Genomic DNA, 14,577 nt, shown 5'->3' on the forward strand with positions numbered 1-14,577 from the left:
TTAATTTACTTGGCGCTGGTAGAGTTTGCAAAACACTTGGCCTGCCTTTTTTTCTTTAATTAACAACCAGTTGCTTGGGTTGTCAAAGGTGGTTAACTCTGTTTCGACTTCAACATAAATTAATGCATCATCGCTTAACCATTGGTTTTTTTCTAATAAATCACAGGTTGTTTGCGCTAAATCTTTACGAAATGGTGGGTCAACAAATACAAGATTAAACGCTTCGTTTGTGTTTTTTTGCTCTAAAAAGGAGAGTGAATTAGTATGTTTAACGTATGCGTTGTCGAGCTTTAAAGTGCTAATGTTTTGTTCTAATTGCTTGGCAGCTGACGAGTCGAGCTCGATAAATGTGGCGTTTTTGGCAAATCGAGATAGCGCTTCAAATCCTAACCCACCAGAACCTGCAAAACAATCAAGTACATTTGTGTCACGCGTATCTTGCATTAGCCAATTAAATACAGTTTCTTTAATTCGATCGGTAGTAGGTCTTAAGCCTTCTACATTTTTAACAGGGAGTTTTCGGCCTCGAAATTGGCCACTAATCACTCTAATAAAGCCATCGCAGGGCTTGTTAGTAGCTTTATTTTGCGTTGTTTTTTTTCTCATTTAGCTCACTAAAAAATGGTATATGGTATCTAGCTCAGATAATATTATGGGTGATTACGCGTAGCTTCATTTTTCAACCGTATTAAAAGTGTTACTATTGAACACTTACGTTTTGAATGGTTGTATTTATTAGCAACTATTGCTGGGCATTGCCAAGCTATTTCAAATTTTAGTTTATCAGATTTTTATAAGTGGTTATTAGCAAGTATGACAAAAAAAAGTAAATTCATGTCGTGGCTCGGTTTTGGCAAGTCAGATAAAAAAGAAGCAGAGCAAAAAGCAGCCGCTGATAAACAACAAGCATTAGCGCAAGAAGAAGCGCAGAAGCTAGAGCAAGAAAAGCTTGCACAACAGGCTGAAACTGAACGTTTACAAGCAGAAGCCGAAACAGAGCGCTTAGAGCAGGAGCGTATTGCTGCTGAACAAATTGAAGCGAAACGTCTAGAGCAAGAAAAGCTAGCACAGGAGCAAGCTGAACGTTTAAAGGCAGAGGCCGTAACAGAGCGCTTAGATCAGGAGCGTATTGCTTCTGAACAAATTGAAGCAAAACGTTTAGAGCAAGAGCGTGCTGAAAACGCAGAAAAGATTGCAATTGAGCAGGCCAATGCTGAATTACTTGCAAAACAACAAGCTGATGCAGAAGCGCAAAGACAAGAATATGCACAACGTTTAGCCGATCAAGAAACGCAGATGCTGTTAGAGCAAGAGCGATTGGCTGCAGAAAAAGTAGAGGCTGAGCGACTAGAGCAAATACGCCTTGAAAAAAAGGATGAAGCTGTAAAGGCTGAAAAGCTTGCAATAGAGCAAGCGAATGCTGAGTTACTAGCAAAAGAACAGGCAGATGCTGAAGTACAAAGACAAGAACAAGCAAAACGTTTAGCAGAACAAGAAGCGCAAATGCGTTTAGAGCAAGAGCGCATTGCTGCTGAAAAAGTTGAAAATGAACGTTTGGAACAAGAACGCATTACTGCTGAAAAAGCAGAAAATGAACGTTTAGAGCAAGAGCGCATTGCTTTAGAAAAAGCAGAAAATGAACGTTTAGAGCAAGAGCGCATTGCTTTAGAAAAAGCAGAAAATGAACGTTTAGAGCAAGAACGCCTTGCAGCTGAAAAAGCAGAAAATGAACGTTTAGAGCAAGAACGCCTTGCAGCTGAACAAGCAGAGAATGAACGATTAGAGCAAGAACGCCTTGCAGCTGAACAAGCAGAAAATGAGCGTTTAGAGCAAGAACGTATTGCAGCTGAAGAAGTAGAAAATGAGCGTTTAGAACAAGAACGCCTTGCAGCTGAAAAAGCAGAGAATGAACGCTTAGAGCAAGAACGCTTAGAGCAAGAACGCCTTACAGCTGAAGAAGCAGAAAATGAGCGTTTAGAACAAGAACGTATCACAGCAGAACTTGCAATTGAAGAAGCTAAAAAAGCCGAAAAGCCAAAAAAAGAAGGGTTTTTCTCTCGTCTTAAAAAAGGCTTGTTAAAGACTCGCGTTAATATAGGTTCTGGTTTTGCGTCTATTTTTAGTGGAAAAAAAATAGACGACGAATTATTTGAAGATCTTGAAACTCAATTACTCACCGCCGATTTAGGTGTTGATACCACCATGAAGTTGATTGATCGTTTAACTGATGCAGCGAACCGTAAACAGTTAAAAGATGGTGATGCGCTTTATGAGTTGATGAAACAAGAAATGGCTGCGATGCTTAAAACGGCAGAACAGCCTTTAGTCATAAGCGAAGATAAAAAGCCGTTTGTCATTTTAATGGTAGGCGTAAATGGTGTTGGTAAAACAACGACTATTGGTAAAATGGCTAAGCAATTTCAAAACGAAGGTAAGTCGGTTATGCTGGCTGCTGGTGATACGTTTAGAGCGGCAGCTGTTGAGCAGCTTCAGGTTTGGGGTGAACGTAACAGCATTCCTGTTATTGCACAGCATACAGGTGCAGATAGTGCATCAGTTGTGTTTGATGCATTCCAAGCGGCTAAAGCACGTAATATAGACGTGTTAATTGCTGATACAGCTGGGCGCTTGCAAAATAAAGATAACTTAATGCAAGAGCTTGAAAAAATAGCTCGTGTAATGAAAAAGATTGATCCTGATGCGCCGCACGAGGTGATGCTAACTATCGATGCAGGCACAGGGCAAAATGCAATTAGCCAAGTAAACCTGTTTAATCAATGTGTTGGTTTAACTGGTATTACGCTTTCAAAACTTGATGGAACTGCAAAGGGTGGTGTAATTTTTGCGGTTGCAGATAAGTTTAATATTCCAATTCGTTACATTGGTGTTGGTGAAGGTATTGATGATTTACGCGCTTTTAAAAGCGATGACTTTATTGATGCGTTATTTAGCCAAGATGAGGACGACGTTTAATTTACCAAAAAAGGGAGCTAGCTCCCTTTTTAATTGCGAGGAATACTAATTTCATTAATGTGTTAATGGAGTTGGCATAATAAAAAGATGATAAATTTTCAGCAAGTAAGTAAGACCTATCCTGGAGGGCACCGCGCCCTCGAAAAAGTTAATTTTCATATTAAACCGGGTGAACTTGCCTTTTTAACTGGCCACAGTGGTGCGGGTAAAAGTACGTTGCTTAAGTTAATTAGCTTAATGGAACGTCCTTCAGCAGGTAGTGTATTTATCAACGGTGTTGATTTAAACAAAGTAAACTCGCGTCAAATTCCTTATGCTCGTCGTGATATAGGTATTATTTTTCAAAATCATAGGTTATTAGAGCGCTATACTATTTTTGATAACGTGGCATTACCTCTCATTATTGAGGGGACTCACCATAAGCAAATAGCTAAACGGGTCCATGGCGCGCTTGACAAGGTAGGCCTAATTGACAAAGTGAAATGTCATCCTTCAATGCTATCTGGAGGCGAGCAACAACGTGTTGGTATTGCCAGAGCTATTGTAAACTCCCCACCAATTTTACTAGCTGATGAACCAACAGGTAATCTTGACCCAGAGCTTTCAATGGAAATACTCAAGTTGTTTGAAGACTTTAATAAACACGGTACCACTGTTCTTATCGCAACGCATGATTTGGGTTTGGTTGCACGTATGAAGTACCGTAGCTTAACCTTAAAAGATGGCCGTATGCTTCAAGACCCGCTTGCTGAGGGGGCACTATGAGTTTACTTTTTAAAGGTCGCCAAAATAGTAATGACAAGCAAAAAAAATCAGTATTAGCTGGCGGTTACTTTTTTATTATTAATATTTTTCGCCAAGGTGTGCATAGCTTAGGTGAGATGTGGCGCACGCCGCTTGCGTCGATGATGACTATCGCTGTACTTGGTTTGAGCCTAACGTTACCTGCAACACTTTACTTAGTCGTTAAAAACGTACAGCAAGTGAGTAGTGGCTTTGAAGAGGCGAGTGAAATATCGTTGTTCGTTAAAGAAAGTATGAACGAGCAAGAAACGCAAACATTAGTAAAGCGTTTAGCACTTTACCCAGAAGTGGAAAGTGTTGAGTTTATTTCAAAACAACAGGCATTAACTGAATTTAAAGACGTATCTGGCTTTGGGCAAGCTTTGGAGTATTTAGATAAAAATCCATTACCGGATGTGGTGCTCGTTACTCCAACAAAACGTCACAGACACCCAAATGCCGCTAAAGTACTGCTAACTAAATTAGAAAGTGAACGTGAAGTTGATTTTGGTAAGCTCGATATAGCCTGGTTAGAGCGTTTAAATGCATTACTAGATTTACTTAAAGAAAGTGTAATAACCATCGCATTATTACTACTTACCTCAGTGACACTTATTATTGGTAACACCATTCGTTTGTCGATCATGGATAAAAAAGAAGAAATACAAGTAATGAAGCTAGTAGGCGCAACGAACACCTTTATACATGCCCCATTTTTGTGGACCGGTATTTGGTATGGTGTAATAGGTGGTTTGTTTGCCTTTATATGCGTAGGTTTGATGATGTGGTGGCTTTCAAGCGCAGTGAGCAGTGTGGCGGGGGTGTATCAAACAAGTTTTTCGTTAATAGGATTATCGCTTAATGAACTCGGCTTTTTAGTGTTACTAGCAACAAGCTTAGGATTTGTAGGATCGTACCTTTCTGTAAATCGATATATTAAAGAAATAGAACCCGATAAAGTATAAAAACCCCTGCAAACTATAAGTGAACCAACCCAGCTTGATATGCGTAACGTATCGGACTGGGTTGTACCTCCCGTTATTAAAACTGTCATATTTGTGTACTATCCTCCCATAAAGTAATGAGTTGTAAATAAGGTGATGCGGTTAGGTTAATTGGCTGCAATCCCTCAATTCATCACTTATTCAGTCGCTTGTAGTAGACTAAACACATACTAAAAACTGCTTGATTTATACTTTTAAAAAGTTTTAAATTGGGGTTAGCACTCTTAGAGAAAGAGTGCTAAGATAGTTTCAAATGTTTATCACCGAGGTGAAAAATGAGTAAAGATTTATACGCAATGGCACTTACAGTCGGACAACAAAGCGCAAGCATGGACGGTTACCTTCAAGCGGTAAGCACTATTCCTATGCTTAAAGTTGAACAAGAGCAAGAACTTGCTAAAAGACTTCAGGAAGAAGGGGATCTTAGTGCTGCCAAGCAACTCATTATGTCGCATTTACGCTTTGTAGCACATATTGCTAAAAGCTACTCGGGATACGGCTTACCACAAGCTGACCTTATTCAAGAAGGTAATATAGGCCTGATGAAAGCGGTTAAGCGTTTTGACCCTACAGTGGGTGTACGTTTAGTGTCGTTTGCAGTGCATTGGATTAAAGCCGAAATTCACGAGTTTGTTCTTAAAAACTGGCGCATAGTTAAAGTTGCAACCACTAAAGCGCAACGTAAATTGTTTTTTAATCTTCGTAAAAACAAAAAGCGTTTAGGCTGGTTCAACCAAGCTGAGGTTAGCACTGTTGCTAGCGAGCTAGGTGTGAGTGAAAAAGAAGTACGTGAAATGGAATCTCGCATGAGCGGCCAAGACATGGGCTTTGACCTAACTGGTGACGATAACGACGATGCACCAACAAGTACATACTCTCCAGTACAGTATTTAACAGATGGCGCAGCTGACTTAGCTGACGACGTTGAACAAGAGCAGTGGAAAGAGCAAGCGCATACCCGTTTATTTAGCGCACTTAAAACACTAGATGAACGTTCACAAGATATTGTTAGCGCGCGTTGGTTGTCTGATGATAAAGCAACCCTTCAGGAGCTTGCACAAAAGTACAGTGTATCTGCTGAGCGTGTTCGTCAGCTTGAAAAAACAGCGATGAAAAAGTTACAAAGCGCTATGAGCTAATATTGCTCAAGCAGAAAAATTTAAAAAGCCCTGCATGAAAATGCGGGGCTTTTTGCTTTTGAGTAGGTTGGTTTGAGCGAAGCGAAACCCAACGATAAAATATCTAATCAAGTAATACCGATATTCTGCATTATTGAATGGTTATACCAATCCGCAATAATACTTAATCATTTTGCGGGGCTAAACGTGTCGCTACCTGCGTTAAAAAGTCTCATTTAGAACAACTGAATAGTGAATTTTTTGCCTAGCTATCAACACGTTTTTCCGCCCTCAAAATAGACCACTTAATTAAGCGAATTGGTATTAGTTTATTATTTGGATATAGCATTATTTAAAGCTTATATTACCTAGCACTCACTCCCTTTCCCTCAGCATGCGCTAACTGAATGTACTTACGTTCAACTAATTGCGAAACAGGTACGAGTTCAAAACCTTGCTTAGTTAGCTCTGGTAAGGCATGGCGTAAAAACTCGATGGTTTCAGGGTAGGGGTGAGCAATTGCAATGGCAAAGCTATGGGAAATGGCTAGTTGTTTTAACTCTTCAAGCCTTAGCTGCAGTTGTTCTGGTGTAGTTATGTTGTCTAAAAACACTTGGCGACTAATATTAGCAACACCCAAAAAGTTAGCGGCATTTTGTGCCTGACTCAAATCGGTTGTGCGACTATCTAAAAAATATAAATGACGCTTTTTAAGTACTTCCATTGCCCACTTCATAGCTTGGCTTTTTTGCGTAAGCGCTGAGCCCATGTGGTTATTAACGCCTTTAACTTGCGGTAAACTAGCGAGAGCTGTTCCAAGAGTTTGCTGAAGCTGCTCTTTATTCATATTTAAAGTAAGCGCACCAGGCCCTAGTTCTTTACCGTTAAGTGCTTGCATAGGTACATGAAGTAATAACTCTTTATTTGATTGACTGGCAAGTGTTGCAAAAATTTGCGAATAAGGGGTATGGGGCAAAATTGAATACGACAATTGCCCAGGTAAGGAAAGGAACTCTAAGTCCCGTTGATGATAGCCTATATCGTCTATCACTATTGCTATTTGCTTGGCGCTAATTGTTGCAGAGCTAAAACAAATAACTAATGTTAGCCATTTTATTATTTTCACGTTTATAGTTTTTATTATCTTTTTAGCTTTGTTTAACAGCTTATACAAGCTACTGCATGCTGAGTAATTGTTTTGCTTTAACCAACTGTAAATCGGTTAGATTACCAGTAAGTAATTGCGCATTATTGTTAGTGTGTTCATTTTTTATTATAACGGCTTTATTACTTTGTGAAAGGTTTGTTTGATTAACCGCCACATCTGGGGTTATTCCTATTCCATCAATCGATTTACCTAACGGTGTGAAGTATTTCGCTGTGGTGAGCTTTAATGCGGTATTGCCATCACCGAGTGGAATGAGTGATTGTACAGAGCCTTTCCCAAAAGATTGGCTGCCAACAATGGTTGCTCGGTTATTATCTTTAAGTGCTGCTGCAAGTATTTCGGCTGCAGAGGCAGAATTTTCGTTTATAAGCACAACTATGGGCGCATTTTTTAGAATGTCTCCACGCTTTGCATAAAATGCTTGGTTAGCATCGTAAAAACGTCCTTTAGTCGTCACTATAGTGCCACTTTGTAAAAATAGGTCTGATACAGCCACTGCGCTTTGTAATGTCCCCCCTGGGTTATCACGTAAATCAATTACTAAGCCTTTAAGTGGGTAGCCAAAATGGCTTTGCAGGGCGGCAACTTGTAGTGCAACTTCATGTAATGTGTGGTTAGAGAAGTTATTGATAGCTATGTAACCAGTTCCAAAATCTAAAAGTTCGCTTGTTACACTTTCGAGGTTTATTTGGCGACGTGTGACATGAAAAGTGAGTGGGTTTTTATTGTTATCGCGATTTACAATTATATCTATATTCGAAAATTCACTGTCTCTTATTAGTGTTGCTACTTCGTCGATAGTACGGTTTTGAGCTGCGTGGTTGTTTACACTTACAATAATATCGTCTGGTAAAATCCCCGCCGCTTTTGCGGGAGAGTTATTAACCACATTAACAATAGTCATATTCTCGTCGATATTTTTAACCTCAATACCAATACCTGTGTAGCGGCCATTTGTGTTATCAAATAATGAGGTTAGTTCGTGCTCATTTAAGTACTTAGAGTAAGAGTCGAGCTTTGAATATAAACGCTCAAATTGCTGGTTATTATATTTAATGTGGTGGCTATTTTGTAAGGTGAGATCTTCAACGTAGTAGGCATGAATGTTAAAGAGTATTTCGTCTATTTGTTGTCTTTTAAGATCTTTAATCGAGCTTGCTAGTACATTACTAGTAAAGGCAATTAAGGTTAGTAATACGAGTAAATACAGACTTATATAAAAGCCTGTATTTTTTTGAACAATGGTAGTTACTACAGTTTTTTTAGTTGTCATCAGCTGCTCCAGAGCGGTGCAGCGATTAATTTAATTAAATGCGTTTGCACCATTTGATAGGATTTACTGCGCGTCCTTTGTGGCGTATTTCAAAGTATAGACCAGAACTAGCTTGTCCGCCGCTTTGGCCAACTAAAGCAAGTGTTTCACCTTCGCGTACCATGTCGCCTACATCTCTTAGCAATGTTTGAGCGTGGCCATATAGGCTCATAAAGCCCTCACCATGATCTACAACAATTACCCAACCATAGCCTTTTAGCCAATCGGCAAATACAACTTGACCATTATGTACGCTATTAATATTAGTGCCTTCTTTTGCACCAATTAACACGCCTTTCCAATCAATACCACCATGCTTACGTTGGCCGAATGTGTGCTCTAACTTGCCTTTGCTCGGCCAGTCTAATTTGCCCTTGCTCTTATTTAGGCCAAGTAATTCTATTTTTTGTGTTTTTTCTTTTTCGAGCTCTTTAATCGTTGTTACTAAAGTTTGTTGGTTTTCTTTTAAATAATTTATTGAGCTTTTAGTGCTGTTGAGCTGAGCTTGTAAGTTTTTAAGATTAGCTTGGCGTTCACTTTGTGCATTAAGTAATGCAGTTTGGCGCCTTTTTTGTTCATCAAATAAAAGCTCTAGTTTTTCTTGCGTTTTAACGAGCTCTTCTTGGTTTTGTACTATTTGCTGTTGAAGATCTTTTAGATCTTCGATTTGTTCAATACGGGCTTTATTTAAGTAGTTGTAATAGCTAAGTGTGCGCTCAAACTTGGCTGTGTCTTCTTGATTCAACAGCATTTTAGAATAGTCGTCGCCACCGGCCATATAGGCACTTTTGAGTTGCGCGGCTAAAATTTTCTGAAACTGAGTGTGCTTTTTATCAAGCTCATCGGCTTTACTTTGTAACTCTTTTTGCTGTGTTTTAGTCTCTTTGACGGATTGCTCTGCCATGTTAAGTGCTTTAGCATTTTTAGCTATATCGAGTTCATGGCTTTTTAGATTTTTTTGTAGGGACGCTATTTTTTTTCTTTGGGCATTATATTCAGCTTGGCTTTGCTCAAGTGCATTTTGAACCTCTGATAAGTCTTTTTTAGTACGATCTTCATTAGCAACTGCAGATGCAGCCACTAATGAAGTTAGTATCAAACCGCACTTAATTAACCGGTTAATACGTTTGTTCATGTGTTATTTCAACATCATGATAGGCGTACCAGTCATTTCTTTTGGTTGCTCCATACCCATTAAGTGAAGCATTGTTGGGGCTACATCACTCAAGGCTTTACCTTGCATTGGCTCTGCATCGCGACCAACATAAATAAAATGCACCGGTTCGCTAGTGTGGGCAGTATGTGCTTGGCCTGTTTTGAGATCAGCCATTTGCTCAGCATTACCATGATCGGCTGTAATTAGTGCTTCACCACCAAACTCTTCTAGTGCATCAACAACACGTCCGATACAGCTATCTACAGCTTCACAAGCTTTAACCGCGGCTTCAAATACACCTGAGTGACCAACCATATCGCCATTAGGGTAGTTACAAATAATAGCATCGTATTTACCGCTTTTAATTGCTTCTACCAGTTTGTCGGTTAGCATTTCTGAGTTCATTTCAGGTTGTAGGTCGTAGGTTGCTACTTGCGGCGAAGGAATTAGCTCGCGTGTTTCACCTTTAAATTCGCTTTCACGTCCGCCACTAAAGAAAAATGTAACGTGTGCGTATTTTTCGGTTTCTGAAATACGAAGCTGTGTTTTATTATTTTTTTCAAACCATTCACCGAGTACGTTTATTAGTGGTGTAGGTCCAAATGCAACAGGTGCGTCTATATCGGCTGCATACTCTGTCATCATTACAAATGCGCTAAGCTCTGGCGTTCTTTTTTTAGTAAAACCATCAAATTCAGGCTCAACAAAAGCGCGGGTAATTTCGCGGGCTCTATCTGCTCTAAAGTTAGCAAAAATAACGGTGTCACCATCGTTTATTGAAGCCGGAGTGGCACCTGTCGGCGTAATGGTCGTAGCTGCTACAAACTCGTCGTTTTCGTCGCGCTCGTACGCTGCATTAAGTGCTTCAACACCATTATCAAAATTAAAGTCGCCTTCGGCGAGCGTCATTACATTGTAAGCTTTTTCTACACGGTTCCAACGGTTGTCTCTGTCCATTGCGTAGTAACGGCCAATAAGTGATGCTAAACGTCCGCACTTAAGTTTACTAAATAACGCTTCAATTCGTTCGATTGATGCTTTTGCGCTACGTGGAGGTGTGTCACGGCCATCTAAAAATGCATGGAAATAGACTTCTTTAGCACCACGTTTTGCCGCCAGTTCGATACTTGCAACTATATGATCTTCATGGCTATGCACACCACCTGGGCTTAAAAGACCCATTATGTGAACCGCTTTACCAGCACTTACTGCTTTGTCTATGTTTTCAACTAAGGCTGGGGTTGAATCAAACTCGCCATCGTTAATTGCTTTGGTGATACGGGTAAAATCTTGATACACAATGCGCCCTGCACCTAAGTTTACATGGCCAACTTCTGAGTTGCCCATTTGACCATCAGGAAGACCAACATCTAAACCCGAAGCAGATATTAATGTGTGTGGGCGGGTGGCCCATAAGTTGTCTAATACAGGTGTGTTAGCTGCAAGAATAGCATTACTTTGCGTATCTTCGCGGTGTCCCCAACCGTCTAAAATCATTAATACCAGTGGTTTTTTATGCTCTGTCATAATAGCTCCTGAAAATTAGTATCTGTTGATGGATACAGTGCACCTAAAAAGGTTTATTAGCGTGGTTTTAGCATACCGTGTTTTTAAGCTAGGATCAGCATTGAAAACAAGATATTAAATATTTTTACTTATACCTTATTGACTAACATGAACTCTGCTTGAGATAGATTTATTATCCAGAGTTCTGTTAACTATATATGGGGGGCTTTATCGTTTTTTAAACGTCTCTAAGTGCTCCTAAACTCGCATTTTAGGTTGGTTTGGGTATACTTGCGTGGCTAAAGTACAAAATCCTTAAAATATTAGGGCGTGTTGCACTTTGGTGGTTGAATTTGCTGCAGTATGTTTGGTTTTTAGGCAAGGCAGAGCCTATGAAGTGTGGTTACTCCCCATAAATAGGCGATAACGTAGCATAAATACCAAACATACGCTGCCCGTTGGGTTCTTTCTAGGGACTATTACCTCTTTGTTGCCTACATGGATGTAGGTAAGGGGCGTGAGCAGGACGCGGAAGCTTTGCTCGGTTTTTACTTAGCCCACTAGGTTACAAATCTTGCGCCGCGATTTAATCGCCCTAGATTGAACAAATTCAATCCACAAAGGCCAACACGCCCTAGGTTTAAAACATAATTTCATAGTGGAAGTAGAATGGATCAATATATTGAATTTATTACAAATCATCCCATTTTAAGCCTTGCTTGGGTTGGTATTGTTTTCCTTATTGTTAGTGGCTGGATAAAGAGTAAGCTTTCGGCTGTTCGTCAAATAAATCCTCAGCAGCTTACGTTACTTATTAACCGTGATGACGGTCAAGTAATCGATATACGTGCGCAAAAAGAGTTTAATGCAGGGCGTATTTCTGGTGCTGAGCATTTGAGCCCAGAGAATGCGAAAAAATCTGACTTTTCAAGCCTTGAAAAGTACAAGACTAAACCCATTATAGTTGTATGTACTACAGGTATGACTGCCCAAGGTACTGCAGCCGCTATGAGTAAAGCTGGTTTTGAACGAGTTTACTTATTAGCAGGTGGCATGGGTGCGTGGCAATCTGCCAGCTTACCAACTACAACAGGTCGCTAATCAATTTAGCTAGGCCGATAGAGGATTTATTATGAGTAATGTTGTTTTATACACCAAGGCGTATTGTCCATTTTGTCAGCGTGCTCTTTCGCTTTTAAATAGCAAAGGCGTTGAATACACTAATTATGATATTGGTGTACAGCCTGAACTACGCGATGAAATGATTGCCAAAGCAGGTGGCGCAAGCACAGTACCGCAAATTTTTATTAATGATGAACATATCGGTGGCTGCGACGACATGATGGCTATTGAAGCGCAAGGTAAACTTGACGCTAAGTTAAACGCTTAATTTAATTATAATAACGAACAAGTTAGGAATAACAATGAACGAAGAAAATCAAAACGCGGCCGCTGCACAAGACGGCGCACAATTTACTATTCAACGTATTTACACTAAAGATGTATCGTTTGAAACGCCAAATTCTCCGGCCATTTTTCAAAAAGAATGGACGCCAGAAGTTAAGCTAGACCTAGATACACGCTCTAACAAACTAGACGAAGGTGTATTTGAAGTTGTTTTAGCGCTAACTGTAACCGCTTCTCTTGGTGAAGAAACTGCGTTCTTATGTGAAATTCAACAAGCAGGTATTTTTACTATTGCTGAAGTTGAAGAAGTGCAACTTGCGCACATGCTAGGTGCATTTTGTCCTAACGTGTTGTTCCCATATGCACGTGAAGCTGTTTCAAACCTTGTTAACCGTGGTACTTTCCCACAGCTTAACCTTGCGCCAGTTAATTTTGATGCGTTATTTGCACAATACATGCAACAACGTACTGCGCAAGCTGACCAGGCTTCAGCAGACGCATAACTTATGAGTACAGCAACTACAGCTGTTACTGTATTAGGGGCGGGGTCTTACGGCACCGCCCTTGCTATTTGTTTAGCCCGAAATGGTCACCACGTGACACTTTGGGGAAGAAATAGCGACGACGTTGCCACGCTTGCAGCTGAGCGGAAAAATCAACGTTACTTACCTGATGCTCCTTTTCCAGATACTCTTACTCTTGAAGCTAACTTACAACATGCCGTTGCTAGCAGCGCTATTGTACTTGTTGTTGTGCCAAGCCATGCTTTTGGCGACACACTTGCGCAGATCAAACCTGCATTGCAAGAGGGTGCTAAAGTAGCGTGGGCAACTAAAGGGCTTGAGCCTAATACTGGACGTTTGTTACAAGAAGTGGCTTTGCAAGAATTGGGTGATGATATTCCACTTGCGGTACTGTCGGGTCCTACGTTTGCAAAAGAAATGGCGATGGGTTCACCTACAGCTATTTCAGTGTCTTCTACGTCGCCTGAATTTGCTCAGCAGCTCGCTGATTTACTTCATTGTGGTCGCTCATTCCGTGTGTATAACAATGATGATTTTATTGGTATACAGCTCGGTGGTGCGGTTAAGAATGTAATTGCCATTGGTGCCGGTATTTCGGACGGTGTTGGTTTTGGCGCTAATGCGCGTACCGCGCTTATAACCCGAGGCCTTGCAGAGCTTACTCGTTTAGGTTGCGCTCTTGGTGCTAAGCCAGAAACCTTTATGGGAATGGCAGGCCTTGGCGATTTAATACTAACGTGTACAGATAACCAATCACGTAATCGTCGATTTGGTTTAGCACTAGGTAAAGGCGAAAGCGTCGATGCTGCTATTGAGTCAATTGGTCAAGTAGTTGAAGGCTTTAGAAACACCAAAGAAGTGTATTTATTAGCGCAACGTAGCGGTGTTGAAATGCCGATTACCGAGCAAATTTATAAAGTGCTTTATGAAAATAAAGATATGAAAGAAGCTGCAATGGCGCTGTTAGGTCGAGAGCAACGTTCTGAATAACTTTATAAGCGTTTATAAAACTAAAAAACCGACGTTACGTCGGTTTTTTGTTGTTTGGTACAAGGTGTTTATTGTGCGTTAGGAAAGCCCAACTGGCGCCACGACTCGTAAACAAACACGGCTACTGCGTTTGATAAGTTCATGCTGCGGCTATTGGCTTGCATAGGAATGCGTACACGTTGCTCTTTTGGCAGTGCTTGGATCATATCATCAGGTAGACCGCGGGTTTCAGGTCCAAACACTAAACAGTCGCCAGCTTCGTAACTTGCTTCATGATGAAATTGACTGCCTTTAGTTGTACAGGCATACACTTTTTTAGGTTTGCATTTCTCAAGGTAGTCCTCAAATGAGGCATGGCGTTGAACATGGCTAAATTCATGGTAATCAAGGCCCGCACGTTTCACGCGTTTATCGTCCCATTCAAAACCTAATGGCTCAATTAAATGTAATGCATAGCCAGTATTGGCACATAGGCGAATAATATTACCTGTGTTAGGCGGTATTTCAGGTTGGTATAAAACAATATCCAGCATAATGAGCCTTATAAAATAATCTGTAGTTTGACGAAGGGCAGTATACACGAAACCTTTTAAAAAAATGATATACTCAACACATTCAATACAGTGATTAATGGAT

Annotated in this window: 14 protein-coding genes; 8 read left to right on the plus strand and 6 right to left on the minus strand. The window is 40.4% G+C overall.

The genetic code is table 11. From position 1 onward, the window contains the following. Positions 1–606: a 16S rRNA (guanine(966)-N(2))-methyltransferase RsmD gene (rsmD, locus tag H4J63_RS01245; RefSeq protein WP_182193912.1), complete on the minus strand. Its 606-nt coding sequence runs from the start codon at positions 604–606 to the stop codon at positions 1–3. Between the two features lie 207 nt (positions 607–813). Between rsmD and ftsY the strand changes: the two genes are divergently transcribed. From ftsY to rpoH, 4 genes are all read left to right on the plus strand, one after another. Then, a complete protein-coding gene (gene ftsY, locus H4J63_RS01250) occupies positions 814–2,973 on the plus strand; it encodes a signal recognition particle-docking protein FtsY (RefSeq protein WP_182193915.1) in 2,160 nt (719 codons plus the stop codon). A gap of 87 nt (positions 2,974–3,060) precedes the next feature. Beyond that, positions 3,061–3,738 carry a cell division ATP-binding protein FtsE gene (ftsE, locus tag H4J63_RS01255; RefSeq protein WP_002957793.1) on the plus strand — a complete coding sequence of 226 codons (678 nt, stop codon included), beginning with the start codon at positions 3,061–3,063 and terminating at the stop codon, positions 3,736–3,738. After that, positions 3,735–4,721 carry a permease-like cell division protein FtsX gene (gene ftsX / locus H4J63_RS01260; RefSeq protein ID WP_002957792.1) on the plus strand — a complete coding sequence of 329 codons (987 nt, stop codon included), beginning with the start codon at positions 3,735–3,737 and terminating at the stop codon, positions 4,719–4,721. The genes ftsE and ftsX overlap by 4 nt, the downstream gene beginning before the upstream one ends. A gap of 314 nt (positions 4,722–5,035) precedes the next feature. Further along, positions 5,036–5,899, plus strand: a complete 864-nt coding sequence (gene rpoH, locus H4J63_RS01265; RefSeq protein ID WP_002957791.1) for an RNA polymerase sigma factor RpoH — start codon at positions 5,036–5,038, stop codon at positions 5,897–5,899. A gap of 343 nt (positions 5,900–6,242) precedes the next feature. Here rpoH and H4J63_RS01270 read toward each other — a convergent pair whose 3' ends face one another. The 4 genes from H4J63_RS01270 to gpmM are packed head-to-tail and all read right to left on the minus strand — an operon-like array spanning position 6,243 to position 11,041. Further along, positions 6,243–7,004, minus strand: coding sequence for a divergent polysaccharide deacetylase family protein (locus H4J63_RS01270; protein WP_024603729.1), 762 nt, complete (start codon positions 7,002–7,004; stop codon positions 6,243–6,245). 49 nt (positions 7,005–7,053) lie between these two features. After that, positions 7,054–8,319: a S41 family peptidase gene (locus H4J63_RS01275; RefSeq protein WP_182193918.1), complete on the minus strand. Its 1,266-nt coding sequence runs from the start codon at positions 8,317–8,319 to the stop codon at positions 7,054–7,056. Between the two features lie 34 nt (positions 8,320–8,353). Then, the gene (locus H4J63_RS01280) at positions 8,354–9,493 is read right to left on the minus strand and encodes a murein hydrolase activator EnvC (protein ID WP_182193920.1); all 1,140 of its coding nucleotides are present in this window, start codon (positions 9,491–9,493) and stop codon (positions 8,354–8,356) included. Between the two features lie 3 nt (positions 9,494–9,496). Then, positions 9,497–11,041 carry a 2,3-bisphosphoglycerate-independent phosphoglycerate mutase gene (gene gpmM / locus H4J63_RS01285; RefSeq protein WP_002957786.1) on the minus strand — a complete coding sequence of 515 codons (1,545 nt, stop codon included), beginning with the start codon at positions 11,039–11,041 and terminating at the stop codon, positions 9,497–9,499. Between the two features lie 648 nt (positions 11,042–11,689). Here gpmM and H4J63_RS01290 point away from each other — a divergent pair. The 4 genes from H4J63_RS01290 to gpsA are packed head-to-tail and all read left to right on the plus strand — an operon-like array spanning position 11,690 to position 13,941. Continuing rightward, positions 11,690–12,121 carry a rhodanese-like domain-containing protein gene (locus tag H4J63_RS01290; RefSeq protein WP_002957784.1) on the plus strand — a complete coding sequence of 144 codons (432 nt, stop codon included), beginning with the start codon at positions 11,690–11,692 and terminating at the stop codon, positions 12,119–12,121. A gap of 31 nt (positions 12,122–12,152) precedes the next feature. Beyond that, complete coding sequence (gene grxC, locus H4J63_RS01295) at positions 12,153–12,410, plus strand: glutaredoxin 3 (protein ID WP_002957783.1); 258 nt, start codon at positions 12,153–12,155, stop codon at positions 12,408–12,410. Positions 12,411–12,444: 34 nt separating this feature from the next. Continuing rightward, a complete protein-coding gene (secB, locus tag H4J63_RS01300; RefSeq protein WP_182193923.1) occupies positions 12,445–12,930 on the plus strand; it encodes a protein-export chaperone SecB in 486 nt (161 codons plus the stop codon). A gap of 3 nt (positions 12,931–12,933) precedes the next feature. Then, positions 12,934–13,941, plus strand: a complete 1,008-nt coding sequence (gpsA, locus tag H4J63_RS01305; protein WP_182193925.1) for an NAD(P)H-dependent glycerol-3-phosphate dehydrogenase — start codon at positions 12,934–12,936, stop codon at positions 13,939–13,941. Between the two features lie 68 nt (positions 13,942–14,009). Here the strand turns inward: gpsA and trmL are convergent, their stop codons facing one another. Then, entirely contained in the window at positions 14,010–14,474 is a 465-nt protein-coding gene (trmL, locus tag H4J63_RS01310) for a tRNA (uridine(34)/cytosine(34)/5-carboxymethylaminomethyluridine(34)-2'-O)-methyltransferase TrmL (RefSeq protein WP_101217074.1), read from the minus strand. Between the last annotated feature and the right edge of the window lie 103 nt (positions 14,475–14,577).

This window comes from Pseudoalteromonas sp. 5Ae-yellow (assembly GCF_014077565.1).
Classification (GTDB): domain Bacteria; phylum Pseudomonadota; class Gammaproteobacteria; order Enterobacterales; family Alteromonadaceae; genus Pseudoalteromonas.